Annotated in this window: 10 protein-coding genes; 5 read left to right on the top strand and 5 right to left on the bottom strand. The window is 73.7% G+C overall.

Going from position 1 to position 14,899, the window contains the following annotated elements; all coding sequences use genetic code 11:
- Positions 1 to 153 precede the first annotated feature (153 nt).
- The gene (locus Dsi01nite_RS09560; RefSeq protein WP_203845703.1) at positions 154 to 1,287 is read right to left on the bottom strand and encodes a glycosyltransferase; all 1,134 of its coding nucleotides are present in this window, start codon (positions 1,285 to 1,287) and stop codon (positions 154 to 156) included.
- 193 nt (positions 1,288 to 1,480) lie between these two features.
- Between Dsi01nite_RS09560 and Dsi01nite_RS09555 the strand changes: the two genes are divergently transcribed.
- The 5 genes from Dsi01nite_RS09555 to Dsi01nite_RS09535 all read left to right on the top strand — a co-directional run bounded on the left by Dsi01nite_RS09555 (position 1,481) and on the right by Dsi01nite_RS09535 (position 8,983).
- Positions 1,481 to 1,630 carry a hypothetical protein gene (locus Dsi01nite_RS09555; RefSeq protein WP_203845702.1) on the top strand — a complete coding sequence of 50 codons (150 nt, stop codon included), beginning with the start codon at positions 1,481 to 1,483 and terminating at the stop codon, positions 1,628 to 1,630.
- On the top strand, positions 1,627 to 2,691 hold the full coding sequence (locus tag Dsi01nite_RS09550) for a lysylphosphatidylglycerol synthase transmembrane domain-containing protein (RefSeq protein WP_203845701.1): 1,065 nt from the start codon (positions 1,627 to 1,629) through the stop codon (positions 2,689 to 2,691). The genes Dsi01nite_RS09555 and Dsi01nite_RS09550 overlap by 4 nt, the downstream gene beginning before the upstream one ends.
- A 105-nt stretch (positions 2,692 to 2,796) precedes the next feature.
- A complete protein-coding gene (locus tag Dsi01nite_RS09545; protein WP_203845700.1) occupies positions 2,797 to 3,510 on the top strand; it encodes a peptidylprolyl isomerase in 714 nt (237 codons plus the stop codon).
- 118 nt (positions 3,511 to 3,628) lie between these two features.
- Positions 3,629 to 5,533: an acyltransferase family protein gene (locus Dsi01nite_RS09540; protein WP_203845699.1), complete on the top strand. Its 1,905-nt coding sequence runs from the start codon at positions 3,629 to 3,631 to the stop codon at positions 5,531 to 5,533.
- Between the two features lie 51 nt (positions 5,534 to 5,584).
- A complete protein-coding gene (locus Dsi01nite_RS09535; protein WP_203845698.1) occupies positions 5,585 to 8,983 on the top strand; it encodes an ATP-binding protein in 3,399 nt (1,132 codons plus the stop codon).
- A 41-nt stretch (positions 8,984 to 9,024) separates the two neighbouring features.
- On the opposite strand, the gene Dsi01nite_RS09530 is transcribed toward Dsi01nite_RS09535, so the two are convergent.
- The 4 genes from Dsi01nite_RS09530 to Dsi01nite_RS09515 all read right to left on the bottom strand — a co-directional run bounded on the left by Dsi01nite_RS09530 (position 9,025) and on the right by Dsi01nite_RS09515 (position 13,969).
- Positions 9,025 to 9,879, bottom strand: a complete 855-nt coding sequence (locus tag Dsi01nite_RS09530) for an ABC transporter permease (RefSeq protein WP_203845697.1) — start codon at positions 9,877 to 9,879, stop codon at positions 9,025 to 9,027.
- On the bottom strand, positions 9,876 to 10,889 hold the full coding sequence (locus Dsi01nite_RS09525) for an ATP-binding cassette domain-containing protein (RefSeq protein ID WP_203845696.1): 1,014 nt from the start codon (positions 10,887 to 10,889) through the stop codon (positions 9,876 to 9,878). The genes Dsi01nite_RS09530 and Dsi01nite_RS09525 overlap by 4 nt, the downstream gene beginning before the upstream one ends.
- 21 nt (positions 10,890 to 10,910) lie before the next feature.
- Positions 10,911 to 11,492, bottom strand: a complete 582-nt coding sequence (locus Dsi01nite_RS09520; protein ID WP_203845704.1) for an NADPH-dependent FMN reductase — start codon at positions 11,490 to 11,492, stop codon at positions 10,911 to 10,913.
- A gap of 368 nt (positions 11,493 to 11,860) precedes the next feature.
- Complete coding sequence (locus Dsi01nite_RS09515) at positions 11,861 to 13,969, bottom strand: ThuA domain-containing protein (protein ID WP_203845695.1); 2,109 nt, start codon at positions 13,967 to 13,969, stop codon at positions 11,861 to 11,863.
- Positions 13,970 to 14,899 lie beyond the last annotated feature (930 nt).

Genomic DNA, 14,899 nt, shown 5'->3' with positions numbered 1-14,899 from the left:
CCGAGACCGGTGACGCGGTGCCGGCGTCCGCTCCTGACCGGCACCCTCGCCGGCGCCGGCCTCATCGCAGGGCTGCCCGCCCGCCTGACGGCGCGCGGTGACGTCGCCGGGCCGCCCGGGGCACAGCGCGCCGAGGAGCCGGGCGCCGGGCCGTCAGCAGCCCGCCACCATCGGGAGCGGCACCAGGATGCCCTGCCGCCGGGCGGCCGCGGCGTACAGGGCGTCGGCCGACTCCAGGACGGTCTGCCAGCGCACCCGCGGCGGCACGGCCCGGTTGTGCCGGGCGACGGCGGCGAGCCGGGCCGGTGCGTCCAGCACCGCGGCGGCCGCGGCCCGCAGGTCGGCGTCGGAGTGCACCAGCCAGCCCTCGACCCCGTGCAGGATGAAGTCGGCGACGCCGCTGCCGGCGCGGGCGATGACCGGCAGGCCGGCGCTGCGCGCCTCGAGAGCGGCGATGCCGAACGACTCCCTGGGTGCCGGCGCCAGGTACACGTCGGAGGTGGCGAGCAGCGTCCGGATCGTGGCGCGGTCCAGGGCGCCGGTGAGCTGAATGCCGGTCCCGGCCTCGGCTGCGCCGAGGTCGCGGCGCAGGACCGGCAGCAGCGGGCCGTCGCCGACCAGCACCGCGCGGAAGCGCCCGGGGTGAGCCACGTGCAGGTCCAGCAGCATGCGCAGGAGCTGACGCGGCCGTTTGCGGCGGACCATCCGCATGACGCTGATGAAGGTCGGGACGGCTGCGGTGCCGCGCGGCGCGGGCGTCAGCCAGTCGGCCGGATCGATGCCGTTGGGCAGCACCGCCACGGGCGCACCGTCGAGGGCGTCGCGGACCGCGGTGGCGGCCGCCGTGCTGACCGCCGCCCAGACGACGGGCCAGTCGGCGGCGGCGTGCCAGCGGGCGTACCGGCGCACCAGCGGCACGATGTCGTGCCACATCGAGTGCACGGACACCACCGTCGGCAGTCCGCCGTCCGCGGCTACCCGCGCCGCCGTCCAGCCCAGCGGCGAGAACGCGGACAGGTGCACGTGGACCGCCTCGACCCGCTGGGCGGCCAGCACCGACCGCAGGGCGCGGTCCCGCAGGACGTGGTACGGGCCGAGGTCGACACCCCCGCCGAGCCGCAGCACCGGCGGCCCGCCGCCGTCACCCGGCTGGTGCGGCCCGGCCGTGGTGGTCAGCACCAGCGGGTCCAGACCGGCCGCTCGCTGCCGGGTGGCCAGGTCCCGCACCTGGAGTTCGATACCGCCGAGCCGGGGCAGGTAGACATCGGTGACGTGGGCGATTCGCATGACGGACGGCCTCCCCGGCTCGGAACAACGACCGCGGGCGGCTCACGCGCCTCCTCCGCAAGGCACCGCCAGGTCTGGGTCGTCACGGTCGCAGACCGCGGCTGAACGCACGCTGAAGCGGGCCGCGGCACGTCCCAGCGAGGACTCCCAGCGTTCAGCGTCCGTTCAGCCGGTCGCGCCTACGGTGCCGGTCATGCGAACCATCGGCACGCTCGTGGCCGTCACCGTCGCCGCCGCCCTGCGCGCCGGGTGCGTCGCCGTGGAGGCGGCCGTCGTCACGGTGCCGGCGCTGCTCCTCGATGCCACCCTCGGCGCGGGTCCGGCCCTGGTGCGCGGCGAATGACCGCCGAACCCCTGCCCGCGCTGGGGAACAGCGGTGCCGCCGGCGCGTCGCGGCGGCACCGGTGGGTCCGGGCACTGCTGCTCCTGGGCGCGGCGGCCGCCGTGACGTCCGCGGCGGCGCACCTGTCGTCGACCGGCGCCTCCTGGTCGCGGGCCGGACACCTGATCTCCGGCGTCGGCCCGCGGTGGCTGCTGGTGCTCGGTGTCGTGTGGCTGGTCGGCCTCTGGGTGCACACCGTGGTCCTCACCACCGCACTGCCGGGCCTGACCAGCCGGCGGGCGCTGACGCTGAACCTGTCGGGCAGCGCGGTGTCGAACGTCATGCCGCTCGGCGGCCTCGCCGGCACCACGCTGAACCTGGCGATGGTGCGCGGCTGGGGCCACAGCAACCTCGACTTCGCCAGGTTCGTCGTCGTGTCCAAAGCCACCGACATGATCGCGAAGCTCGTCATGCCACTCGTCGCCGTCGTCGCCCTGGTGCTGTGCGGCGCCGCCCCCTCCGGGCACGTCACGCTGTGGCTGTCCGCCACCGGTGCGCTCGCCGCGTCCGGCGGACTCGTCGTCGCCGCGTTGCTCGGCCGCGCGACACTCCTGCTGCGGCTGGTCGCGGCCGCGGACCGGCTGCGCGTGCGGATAGAGCGCCGCCGTGACCGCCGCCCGGACGGGCTGTGGACGTCGGTGGCCGCGGACCTGTTCGCCGGCGCGGGGAGCCTCGTGCGGCGGCGCTGGGCGCGGCTCAGCTGGGGCATGGCGGCGTACTGGCTGCTGCAGGGCACACTGCTGTGGTGCTGTTGCGCCGCGGTCGGGCTGCGCGCGGTCCCGGCCGTCGTGCTTGCCGCACTCGTCGCCGAGCGGGCCCTGACCCTGCTCGCGATCACCCCAGGCGGTAGCGGCCTGGTGGAGGCGGGCACGATCGGCGTCCTCATCGTCCTCGGTGCCGACCCGACCGCGTCACTCGCGGCGATCCTGGTGTTCCGTGCGTTCGTCTTCGCCGCCGAGATCCCCGTCGGCGGCATGGCCCTCGGGGCCTGGCTCCTGGCGCGCCGCGCGGCACGGTCCTGATCGTCGCGACGACGACGTCGGGCACCACGCGCGAGCGGATCGTGGGCTGGCCGGGCGGCTGAGCGTGCGCACGGTGGGATCCCGGCGATGGCGTAGGGTGCGCGCATGATCCGTCGTTCGCGTGCCCTGCTGTGCGTTGCCGTGCTCGCGTCGCTGCTGGCCGGCTGCACCACGACGCCGTCCGCCGGGACATCGGCCGCCCGGCCCCTCACCGGGTCGGCATCGCCGGCGGCCGCCGACGGGTGCCAGTGGTTGCCGATCTCCGCCGCCGGCCAGCCGAACATCAAGGACGTCGGCACGCCCCCGACGACGGTTCCCCGGACCGGCAAGGCCACCATGACCCTGGCCACCAACCTCGGCCCGGTCGAGATCGCGATGGACGCCGGACTCACGCCGTGCGCGGTGGCGAGCTTCGCCTACCTGGCCGGCAAGAAGTTCTTCGACGGCACGGCCTGCCACCGCCTCACCACGGCCGGCCTGTTCGTCCTACAGTGCGGCGACCCGTCCGGCACGAGCACGGGCGGTCCCGCGTACCAGTACGCGGAGGAGAACCTCCCCACCCACGCCGGCTATCCGCGTGGCTCGGTGGCGGTGGCCAAGACCCAGGAACCGCGCACCAGCGGGAGCCAGTTCTTCCTCAACTACGCCGACAACCCGACCCTGTCCGCGGACTACACGCAGATCGGCACGATCACCAAGGGCATCGACATCATCGACCGGGTCGCCGGCGGCGGCGTCACCCCCGGCGCCAACGGCGCGGACGACGGCGTCCCGAAGATCCGGCTCGTCCTGCAGCAGGTGACCGTCGTCTACGGCTGACGGGCCGCCGGCGCCGGCCCGGCCCAGCACGAACGCGAACACCGCCGTGCCGACGTTCCCGCGCGCCTGACCCTGCCCGGTAGGTTTGCGGTGGGGCGCGGCGGGCAGTGCCCGGCGCGTGTCGTTGCGCCACCTGCCGCCGTTGGACGGGCTGCGGGCCGTCGCGTTGTGCGCGGTGCTGGTCGTGCACGGGATGCCGGCCTGGCTGCCCGGTGGTTTCCTGGGCGTCGACGTGTTCTTCGTGCTGTCCGGGTTTCTGATCACGTCGCTGTTGCTGCGCGAGGCCGAGGTGACCGGCCGGGTGTCGCTGGGTGGGTTCTGGTTGCGCCGGGCCCGCCGGCTGCTGCCCGCCCTGGTGCTGCTGGTCCTCACGGTGGTCCTGGCCGCGGCGTACCTGCTGCCGGGGCAGGAGCCGGGGGCGTTGCGCACCGACGCGGTCGCCGCGCTCACCTACTGGGCGAACTGGCGGATGGTGCTGCGCGACGGTGACTACTTCACCGCGACGGCGGCGGCCTCGCCGTTGCAGCACACCTGGTCGCTCGCCATCGAGGAACAGTTCTATCTGCTGTGGCCGGTGCTGATCCTCTTCGCGCTGCGGGCGCGGCGGCCCCGGCTGTTGACCGGAGCGCTGTGCGCCGCCGGGTTCGCGGCGTCGACGGTCGCCGCCGCGGTGCTGTACGACCCGCTGCACCCGGGCCGGGCGTACTTCGGCAGTGACACCCGGGCCGCGGCGTTGCTCGCGGGCTGTGCACTCGCCGCCGCGGCCCCGGTCGTGGCGCGGCATCCCACGGCACGGCGGTGCGTGGCGGTCGCCGGGGCGGTGCTGCTCGCCGGGCTCGCGGTCCTCGCGGGCGGTGCCGGGGCGTGGCTCTACCGGGGTGGTTTCGCGCTGACCGCGGTGGCCGCAGCGGCGGTCCTGGCCGAGCTCGCCGCGGCGCCCGGCACGCCGGTGGCGCGGTTGCTCGGCGCGGCACCGCTGGTGTGGGTGGGGCGGGTCTCCTACGGCGGCTACCTGTGGCATTGGCCGTTGTTCGGGGTCCTCGACACCGGCCGGACCGGACTGGACGGGCCGCGGCTGCTGGCGCTGCGGGTCGCGGCGACCCTCGCCGTCGCCGCGGCCAGCTTCTACCTCGTCGAGCAGCCGCTGCGACGGCCCGGCCGGCTGCGCTGGGCGGCGGGTCCGGCGGCCGGTCTGGCTGCCGCGACGGCCGCCGCTCTTGCCGTCGTGGCGCCGGCTCCGCCGGTCGCGCCGCCCGTGCTGGTCGCCGCGCCCGCCGCGCAGCCCTCAGGGCAGACGCCGTCGGCGGTGTCGACGGTGCCGCCGGTGAGCCGGGCCGGTCGGCGGCCCGGCCCGCCGCGGGCCATGGTGATCGGCGACTCCGTGTCGTGGACGCTCGGTGCGTACTGGCCCGCCGGCGCGTCCGGCCTCACACTGACCAACGAGGGCGTGCAGGGCTGCGGCATCGCGGTGCTGCCCGAGTTGCGGTACGGCGGCGAGGCGCACACCAACTACCCGTACTGCGCCACCTGGGAGTCGCGGTGGGGTGGCTCCACCACGAGCCAGGACCCGGACGTCGTGGTCGTGCTGCTGGACCGTTGGGAGCTGATGGACCGCAGGCTCGACGGCCGGTGGACGCACGTCGGTGAACCGGCCTACGACACGTACCTCAGTGCGCAACTGCGCCGCGCGGTCGACCTCACCGCCGCCCGGGGCGCCCGGGTCGCGCTGCTGACCGCGCCCTACACCCGCCGCCAGGAACGACCGGACGGCGGCCTGTGGCCGGAGGACACCCCGGCCCGCGTCGACGCCTGGAACCGGCTGCTGACCGAGGTGGCCGGCAGTCACCCGGACCGGCCGGTGGTCCTGGACCTCAACCGGGTGCTGTGCCCGGACGGCGCCTTCACCTGGCGGGTCGGCGGGGTCCAGGTCCGCAGCGACGGCCTGCACCTCACCCCGGCCGGGGTGCAGCGCGTCGTCGCGCCGTGGCTGGAGCCACAACTGCTGCGGCTCGCCACCACCTGAGTGAGGCGCGATGCGACAGGCGGGGCGCCGGTTCGCTACGGTGTCCAGGTCATGGAGCCGCGGATCGGCGAGCGCATCATCGGGCGGGACCACCCCGCGGCCCTGCTGCGCGCCTCGGTCGACCGGGCCGTCGCCAGCCACGGCGGTCTGGTCCTCGTCGCCGGCGAACCGGGCATCGGCAAGACCACGCTCGTGACCGCCGCGGCCGACGAGGCCCGGCAGCGGGGCGCGCTGGTGCTGGGCGCCGCCTGCTGGGACTCCGACAGCGCGCCCGGCTACTGGCCGTGGGTGCAGGTGCTGCGCGGGCTGCGTCGCTCCGCCGACGACTGGGCCCTTGCCCGCGAATCGGCCGGGCCCGGCCTCCAGGTCCTCCTCGGCGAAGCGACAGGCGTCGGCCGAGGCGCAGGCGCAGGCGCAGGCAGAGGCACAGCCACGGACGTGGACGCGGACGCGGACCCGGACGGCCGGCCGGACCGCGGAACGGCGGGTGACGGCGACCGCGAGGCGTTCGCGCTCCACGATGCGGTGACCACCGCGCTCGTCTCGGTATCCCAGCGCCGACCGATCGTCGTCGTCCTCGACGACCTGCACTGGGCCGACCCGGCATCCATGCGCCTGCTGCGGTTCGCCACGCAGCACACCTGGTTCGAGCGGTTGCTGGTGATCGGCACGTACCGCGACGCGGAGGTCGACTCGGCCGAGCACCGGCTGCACACGGTGCTGATGCCGCTGACCGCGAAGGCCACCACCGTCACCCTCACCGGCCTGTCCCGGGCCGAGGTCGGCGCGCTGATCAGTCGCACCGCCGGCCGGGAACCCGACCCGGAGACGCTCAGCGAGGTGCACCGGCGCACCGGCGGCAACCCGTTCTTCGTCGAGCAGACCGCCCGGCTGTGGCGCGCGGGCGGCCCGGTCACCACGATCGCCCCCGGCGTCCGGCAGGCGGTGCAGGGGCGCCTCGCCGAGCTGCCCGGCGCGGTCGTCGACGCGCTCACCGGCGCCGCCGTGCTGGGCCGTGACTTCCACCGCCAGGTCCTGGCCGCCTGCCTGCCCGGCCCGGTCGCGCAGGTCGACCGGCTCCTGGACCGGGCGGTGACGGCGCGGCTCGTGACCGCCCACGGTGAGGGACGGTTCGCCTTCGCCCATGACCTGGTCCGCGAGACGCTGTATGACGGGCTGCCCGACGACGACCGGCGGGCCCGGCACGCCGCCGTCGTCCGCGCCGTCGACCGCTCCGATGCCCTCGCCGAGCGGCTGATCCCCGCCGACCTGGCGCGGCACGCGTGGCTGGCCGGCGCCGCCCTCGAGGCGTCCCGGGCCGCTGACCTGCTCGCCGCCGCCGCCCGGGAGGCGGCCATGCGGCTGGCCACGGAGGAGGCGGTGCTGCACTTCCGCCGCGCGTTGGAGCGCACCGAGGACCCGGCCCAGCGGGTCAGGACGATGGTCGACCTCGGCCGGCACCTGCACCACCACGGCGACCGGGCCGAAGCCGGCCGCCTCCTCGCCGACGCCGCCGCGCTCGCGCTCGCCCTCGACGATCCGGTGCTGCTGGCCCGGGTCGCGCACACCATGTATCGGCAGACGACGGTCGCGGACCGCTCGGCCGACCCGGCGGAACTGCTCCGCGAGGCGCACCGGCGGCTCATCGGCGAACCGGACGCCACGGCGCCGCTCACCGTGCTGGCCGCCGACCTCATCACCGCCACCGAGACGATCGCCCGCCGCGGTCACGACGACGAGACCCTCACGTTCAGCCTGTGGGCGCGCCACGACACCACCTGGGGCATGGGCACCGCCGCCGACCGGGCGAAGCTGACCGCCGAGATCCGTGACGTGGCGCGGCGCACCGGCGACCTGGAGACCGAGCTGTGGGCCACGTCGCTGCGCTGGGTCGCCCTGCTGGAGCTCGGCGACCCGGCCTACTACCGGGAGCTGACCGCCTTCGTCGCCGGTGGCCGGGCCAGCGCCGCCGCCGGCTACCGGATGGGGGCGGCGATCGACGGCGGCATCGTCGCCTCGTTCCGGGGTGACTTCGCCGAGGCCGGCGAGCTGTTCACCGAGCTGGACGAGATCATCGTGGGGGAGCAGTCCGACCCCTATTGCGTGAGCGAGCAGGTGCGCTGGTCGTGGCTGACGCTGCAGGGCAGGTTCGCCGAGGCGGACGAGGTGCTGGAGCGGATGGGCCCGGCCGAGGGGAGCCTGAAGGAACTGCTGCGGGCCATCACCGCGGCCGAGCGCGGCGACCACGCGAGGGCCGTCGAGCTGACCGCCGGTATCGAGGCCGCCGGGGCGGGCTTCACCCGTGCCGTCTCGCCGCTGTGGCACCGCCTCCAGGCACTCGTCGCCGTGGCGACCGCCGATCCGCAGCGCTGTGCGCGGATCCGGGAGACGCTCGATCCGTACCGCGGCCAGTGGATCGTCGCGCTCTTCGGCTGTGACGTCAGCGGCCCGGTGGACTACTGGCTGGCGCTGGTCGACCTGGCGCAGCAGCGGTGGGCCGACGCCGTCACCGGCTTCAGCGCGGCCCGCGACGGCGCCGGCCGGATGGGCTCGCAACCCTGGTCGCTGCTCGCCCGCGCTGGCCTGGTGGACGCGCTGACCGGCCGTGGACAACCGGGGGACACGGCCGCGGCGGCCGAGGAACGCGCCGCCGCCGGGTCCGCGGCGCGGGCCCTGGGCATGGCGCAGGTGCTGCAGCGGCTCGGCGCGGCGGCGACCGGGCCGGAGCGGGCCTCCACCAACGAGGTCCGCCGCGACGGGCCGGAGTGGGCGTCGGCCGACCACGAGGTCCGCCGCGACGGGCCGGAGCGGGCGTCGGCCGACCACGAGGTCCGCGGCGACGGACCGGGGCGGACCTCCGCCGACCACGAGGTTCGCCGCGACGGGCCGGAGCGGGCGTCCGTCGACTACGAGTTCCGCCGCGACGGGCCGGTCTGGCAGCTCGCCTACGCCGGCACGGTCGTGCACCTGCCGGACGCCAAGGGCCTGCACGACCTGCGCCTGCTGCTGAGCCGCCCGGGCACCGACGTGCCGGCGGCCGAGTTGCTGGACCCGGCCGCCGGCCCCGACCTCGTCGCCGCCCGCCGGTTCGGCGGCGACCCCGTGCTGGACGACGAGGCCAAGGTCCGCTACCGGCAGCACCTCGACCGGCTCGACGAGGAGATCGACCGGGCCGCCGTCCGCGGCGACGAGGCCCGGCTCGCCGCCCTCGACGCCGAACGGGCGGCCCTGCTGGAGCACCTGCGGGCCGCCGCCGGGCTGGCCGGGCGCAGCCGCCGCCTCGGTGACGACGCCGAACGCGCCCGCAAGACCGTGACGGCCCGCATCCGGGACACGCTGCGCCGCCTCGACGGCCGGCACCCGGCCCTCGCCGCCCACCTGCGCGACACCGTCTCGACCGGCAGCACCTGCGGTTACCACCCGGCCGAGCCGCTGCCCTGGCGCCTGTAGGAGCGCCTGTTGTGCGCCCGCCGCCGGCGCCTACGGCGCGGTCAGCGGCGGTTGTACCGGCGCATCGTCAGCGTGCCGAAGACCACCAGGAACCCGGCGCTCCACAGCAGCACCCACATCAGGTTCGTCGCGTCGGAGGACCCGGCCATCGCCGCCCGCACCGACGCCACCAGGTGGGTGATCGGGTTGGCCTTCACGAACGCCTGCAGCCAGCCCGGCATCGTGACCGGGTTGACGAAGACGTTGCTCAGGAACGTCAGCGGGAACAGCACCATCATGCTGACCCCCATCACCGACTTCTCGCTGCGCAGCACCAGCCCGAAAAACGTCCACACCCAGGAGAACGCGAACGAGAAGACCACGATCAGGCCGATTCCGGCCAGCACCCCGACCGGCCCCCCGCCGGGCCGGAACCCGAGGATCAGCCCCACCCCGAGCATGACCAGCGCGCCGAGGACGTAGCGCAGCACGTCACCGAGGATCATGCCGACCAGCGCGGCGGGCCGCCAGATCGGCAGCGTCCGGAACCGGTCGAAGACGCCCTTCTCGATGTCGGTGTTCAACCCGACGCCGGTGTACATGGTGATCATCACGACGCTCGTCACCATGATGCCCGGCAGGAAGAACTGCAGGTAGTCCCGTGGGCTGCCGGCGAGCGCGCCACCGAACAGGTAGGTGAACATCAGCACCATGATGATCGGGAACGCGGTGACGTCGAACAGCTGCTCCGGCACGTGTTTGATCTTCAGCATCGCCCGCCAGCCGAAGGTGAGCGACGCCGACAGCGCACTCGGTCTCGGCGGCCGTGAGCCCGGTGCGAGGACCGTGGCGAGTGCCTCCGCCGACGGCACGTACAGCGTCGGCGCGCGGCCGGTCGTGGTGGTGACGTCACTCATCGGGCCTTCTCCATCTGCTCGTCCCGCTCGCCGGCCTCGACGGCGGGGTGGTCGGTCAGGGCCAGGAAGACCTCGTCCAGGCTCGGCTGGCCCAGCGCGAAGTCGTCGACCACGATGCCGGCGCGGGCCAGGTTGCCCAGCGCGAGCGCGGCCTGGGCACCGGCGTCGAGGTCGGAGCCGGCGCCGCCCACGCGGGCGGTCATCGCCACCGGGTCCGGTTCCAGCTGCACCGGCACGCCCAGCGCGGACCGCAGCACCCGCTCCGCTTCGTCCCGTCGCGCCGGGTCCCGCAACCGGACGTGGACGGTGCCGGAGCCCACCGACGACTTCAGCTCACCCGGGGTGCCCTCCGCGATCACCCGGCCGTGGTCGACGACCGCGATCCGCCCGGCCAGCTGATCCGCTTCGTCCAGATACTGCGTGGTCAGCAGCACCGTCGTGCCGTGGGCCACCACCGCCCGGATGATCTCCCACACCTGGTTGCGGCTGCGCGGATCCAGCCCCGTCGTCGGCTCGTCCAGGAACAACAGGTCCGGCGTGCTGAGGATGCTCGCCGCGATGTCGATCCGCCGCCGCATCCCGCCGGAGTACTTCTTGACCTGCCGCGCCGCGGCCTCGGTCAGGCCGAACGCGGCCAGCAGACCCTCGGCCCGCTCCCGGGCGGCGGACCGGCCCAGCCCGAGCAGGCGGCCCAGCAGGACCAGGTTCTCCGCGCCGGTCAGGTCCTCGTCCACCGACGCGTACTGCCCCGTCAGGCTGACCCGGGCCCGGACCGCGTCGGCCTCGGTCACCACGTCGTGGCCGAAGACCCTGGCCTGCCCGCCGTCCGGGCGCAGCAGGGTGGCGAGGACCCGCACCGTCGTGGTCTTGCCGGCGCCGTTCGGCCCGAGCAACCCGTAGACGGTGCCGGTGGGGATCTGCAGGTCGATGCCGTCCAGGGCACGGGTCTCCCCGAACGACCGGGTCAGGCCGACCGCCTCGACGGCCGGCCCGGTGGTGCGTCTGCTCATTGTGGTGACCCTTTCGTCGTTTCAGTTGGTGTACGGGCGTGCTGCCCGTCCTTCCCGCAACGTCAGGCCCCACCAGCCGAGCTGGTCGAGCATGACCGTGACGTCGCGGCGCAGCTGGTCGTCGGCCGTCGGCGCCGGTTGTCGCGCCCTTCCGGCAGCTCCTGGTTCGCCGCACAGCAGATCGAACGCGACGACGCCGGCCACCGTCACCGCGTGCAGGGCCGTGAAGACCGTCCGGAGGTGGTCGACGGCGTGCAGCCCGGTCGAGTGGCAGCCGTAGGACACGAACCCGACCGGCTTGGCCCGCCACTCGTCGTACGCGTAGTCGATCGCCTGCTTCAACGAGGCCGGGAAGCTGTGGTTGTACTCCGGGGTGACCACGACGAACGCCTCCGCGTCGTCCACCCGCCGCACGAACGACCGCATCGCCGCGGTCGCCTCCGCCGGGTAGCTGCCGGGAAAGTCGTAGTCGGCGAGGTCGACGGCGGTCACGGCCAGGTCGTCGCGCTCACCCGCCCGTTCGACGAGCCAGCGACCGACCCGGTCGCCCATCCGCCCCTCACGGGTACTGCCGATGATCACGGCAACGCGCAGCGGCGTCATGGTCACCTCCCGGCTCCGTCGGTTTCACCCGACAGGCGCGAGACGGCATCTGGCGGCCGCGAGACGGCATCTGGCAGCGGCACGCGAGGGCGGCAAATGGCGGCTGCGTGCGAGGCGGCAACTGGCGGCGGCGCGCTAGACGGCAAATGGCGGCGGCGCGCGAGGCGGTTTCCGGCGACGGCGCGCGAGGCAGCGTCTGGCAGCCCGCCGACACACAGCGACCGGTGCGGCCGGAGGGATCCCGTCCCTCCAGCCGCACCGGCCAACCACTCCTGCTACGCCGCCTCCGGCTGTGGAGCGCACCCACAGCCGGACCCTTCGGACAGCGTCGCCGGAGAGCTCTCCCTCCCGCCGTGTCCGGCGCGGGGCTACTTCAAGGACTGCATCCAGTCCCGCAACTCGCGGGCCTGACGGTCGAGCTCGCCGCGAGCCGCGCCGGCGGCGGGCGAGCCGGTCAGCGCGATGATCTTGTTGAGCGACGTGGTCGCGGCGTTGTGGTCCTGCCGCAGGTAGGCGGCCTGGGCCTCGTCGAGGAGCGCGGTGGCCGCCGCGGCGGACTCCGGGTCCAGCGTGCCGGCCGCGGTGCTGGTGGTGATCAGCGTGCGGGTCTGCCGGAAGGTCGAGCAGTTCGCCTCGGTCTGGCCGGCGGTCCAGCCGATGCCGGCCAGCAGGATCCTGGTGAATGACTCGCGGTAGTACTGCGCGCGGTCGTGGCCGAGGATGAGCGAGAACTGGCGGCCACCGTCGTAGTTCTGGCACCACGCGATCGGGTGGTCGCCACCCATGAGTGCCATCGGGTTGTTCGCGGCGTTGCCGCTGTTGAGGCTCCGGCTGTAGGACGACTCGTCGAGGCTCAGCAGCGTGTGCACCTCGGCGCGCGGGTTGTGGTCGAAGTTGTACAGCTCGTCGATGGTGAGCCAGGTCTTCGGCAGGTGCGCGGTGGCCGGGTTCGTGGAGTCCTCGGTGTTGACCCGCACGTTGATGCAGCTGCCGCAGGTGCCCTCGCCGTTCTGGCCGCCCGGGTGGTTGGTGAACCAGGCCCCGACCAGGTCGCGGTACCACGGCACGTTGTGGATCGCGTCGGAGGCGCCGTGCAGCCCGACGAATCCGCCGCCGGCCTGGACGTAGCCCTTGAACGCGGCCAGCTCGTCGGCGTTGAGCGCGTCGGACGCCGGTGCACTGTTGGGGTTGGTCCCGTCCACCGGGGAGCCGAAGATGATCGTCTTGTACTTCGCCAGGTCGGCGGCGGAGGTGAACGGCGTGCTCGACAGCGACGCCGGGGCCAGCCTCGGGTCCCAGATGTCGACGTCGAAGCCGTGCTGCTGACCCCACTGCTCGACGAGCAGGGCGGTGTCGGCGATGTGGTCGTGCCGGAAGCCCTTGGTGGCCGAGAAGTACAGCACCCGGTAGGTGGCGCCGGGGAAGTTCGTGGAGGCCGCGAGCGGGATTGCCGGTGCGATCGGGTTGGGCCCGGCGGCCGGTGTGACGATCATGCCGGTCGGCGGATCGCCGGGGAGCTTCCCGGCGAGCTGATCCTGCAGATAGCGGGCGTCGCCGACGAGTGTGTCCCGGACCGCGCCGGAGGTCGGGCCGCCCTGCACGGCAGCGACGAACTGGTTGAGGGCCCGCTTCGCCTGGTTGGTGTTGCCCGCGTCCGCGAGGCTCGCCGCCTCCGTCAGCTTGGCGCGCAGGTCAGCCGCGAGGTCCGCGCTGATCGCGCCACTGGTGACGAAGCGGCCGATGAGGGTGTCGAGATCGGCGAACGACGTGGTCACCACGAACGTCTGGTCGAACCGCGCCGCGTTGCCGGCGGCGTCGCTGGCCACCACGCTGATCGTGTGCGCCCCGGTGGCGAGGGTGGAGGTGGCGACGGGCAGCGGGGTCGTTTCGGTCTGGTCGATCCACATGCGGTGGATGAAGACGCCGCCGGAGCCGGGTGCGGGATCGGTCCGGGTCGGGATCAGCGTCGCGGTGTGGCCGACGTGCCCGTCGACGATGCCGGGCCAGCTGACCACCGGGGCGACGGTGTCGATCCGGACCGTGATCGTGCGGACGGCCTCGGCCGAACCGTCGCCGCCGACGGCGCGGTAGCCGACCGTGGTGGTGCCCTGCTGGGTGATCTGTGCCGAGCCGGTCAACGTCGAGGGGTACGGGCTGGCCGCGGACGTCGCGGTCTGGAACGGTGCCGTGTTGCCGAGCCGGTACTCCAGGCGTTGGACGCCGTTGGCCGCGTCGGTCGCGGACAGGTTCAGCGTGACCGGGCCCCGGTAATAGTTGTTGGTCCCGGTGGGAGGTGCGGGGGTGAGGGTGGCCGGCGTGCTTGTCGGCGCGGCCCATGCCGGGACGGCGATGGCGAGTGACCCGACGGACAGGGACGCCACCGGCACGGCAATGGCCAGGCGGCGTAACAGGCGCCGGCGGGAGGCTCGGTGTGGGTGCGTCGTCAGGGCGCTGGTGGTCGGCGGTTGGCTGGGCATGCTGCTTCCTTCCGGTTCTGGAGCAGGAACGGGAACTGAAGTACGGCAACGGGTTCGGACGGTGTCCGGTGCGGCCGGAAGGATCCCGTCCCCCCGACCGCACCGGCCGACCCTCCCGCCTCGCCGCCTCCGGCTGTGGAGCGCACCCACAGCCGAACCCTCTGGACAGCGTTGCCGGAGAGCTCCCTGTCGCCGCGTGCGGCGTCGGCTCTTGCGCATGCGTCGATGGCAGCGGTGGTCCCGTTGGAGCGTCCTCAATGGACGGCCGTGGGGTCAGCGCTGCTCGGCGGTCACGCTGCTCAGGTCCGCCGCGGCGGGCCGTGCGCACGGCTCGAGCACACTGCCGTGTGCTGTGCGGTGGGTGTCAGCGCTCAAAGGCAAGCACTTCACCCCTTGACTCGTTCACATGATCGAAACGGTGCTGCCCCGTGGTCGACACAGTAGAAGCCTTCCGCTTGGCATGTCCAGAGCTTCGATGTCATGTGACTCAACTTTTATCGAAGTCAGCAAAAGTGTGCTGACAGCCCCTCGCGCGAGGCCGTCAATGCGCCGGCAGTCGCCGCTATGCGGCTGGACTGATCGGCTATTGCTAGCTGGCATTTAGCCATGTCGCACACCGGATTTGATCTGTTCGGGGCGGGCTGTAACGCGAATCGCCCGTCGTCCGCTCCTTCAATCGGGAGCATTCTCGGGACCGAGGAGAGGTGTGCGGAGTCGTGTCGACGGGTTGGAAAACTTTTGTAAGTGAAACTAAAAGTTGGGACTGATCGAACCAAACTTTCGCAGGATCGAACCTTTCTTTTGATGGACTCGAGTTGTACGGTGGCGACAACAGCTTTACCGAGCCAGTCGCTCGCCCCGCTGAGCGGGATCCCGGCGAGCACTGACGCGCAGCTCGGTGATGTCTTCGCGGTTCGAACCACCACCGCG

Origin of the sequence: Dactylosporangium siamense (assembly GCF_016862795.1) — a bacterium.
Lineage (GTDB): Bacteria > Actinomycetota > Actinomycetes > Mycobacteriales > Micromonosporaceae > Dactylosporangium > Dactylosporangium siamense.
This window is presented reverse-complemented; position numbering and strand designations above follow the sequence as displayed.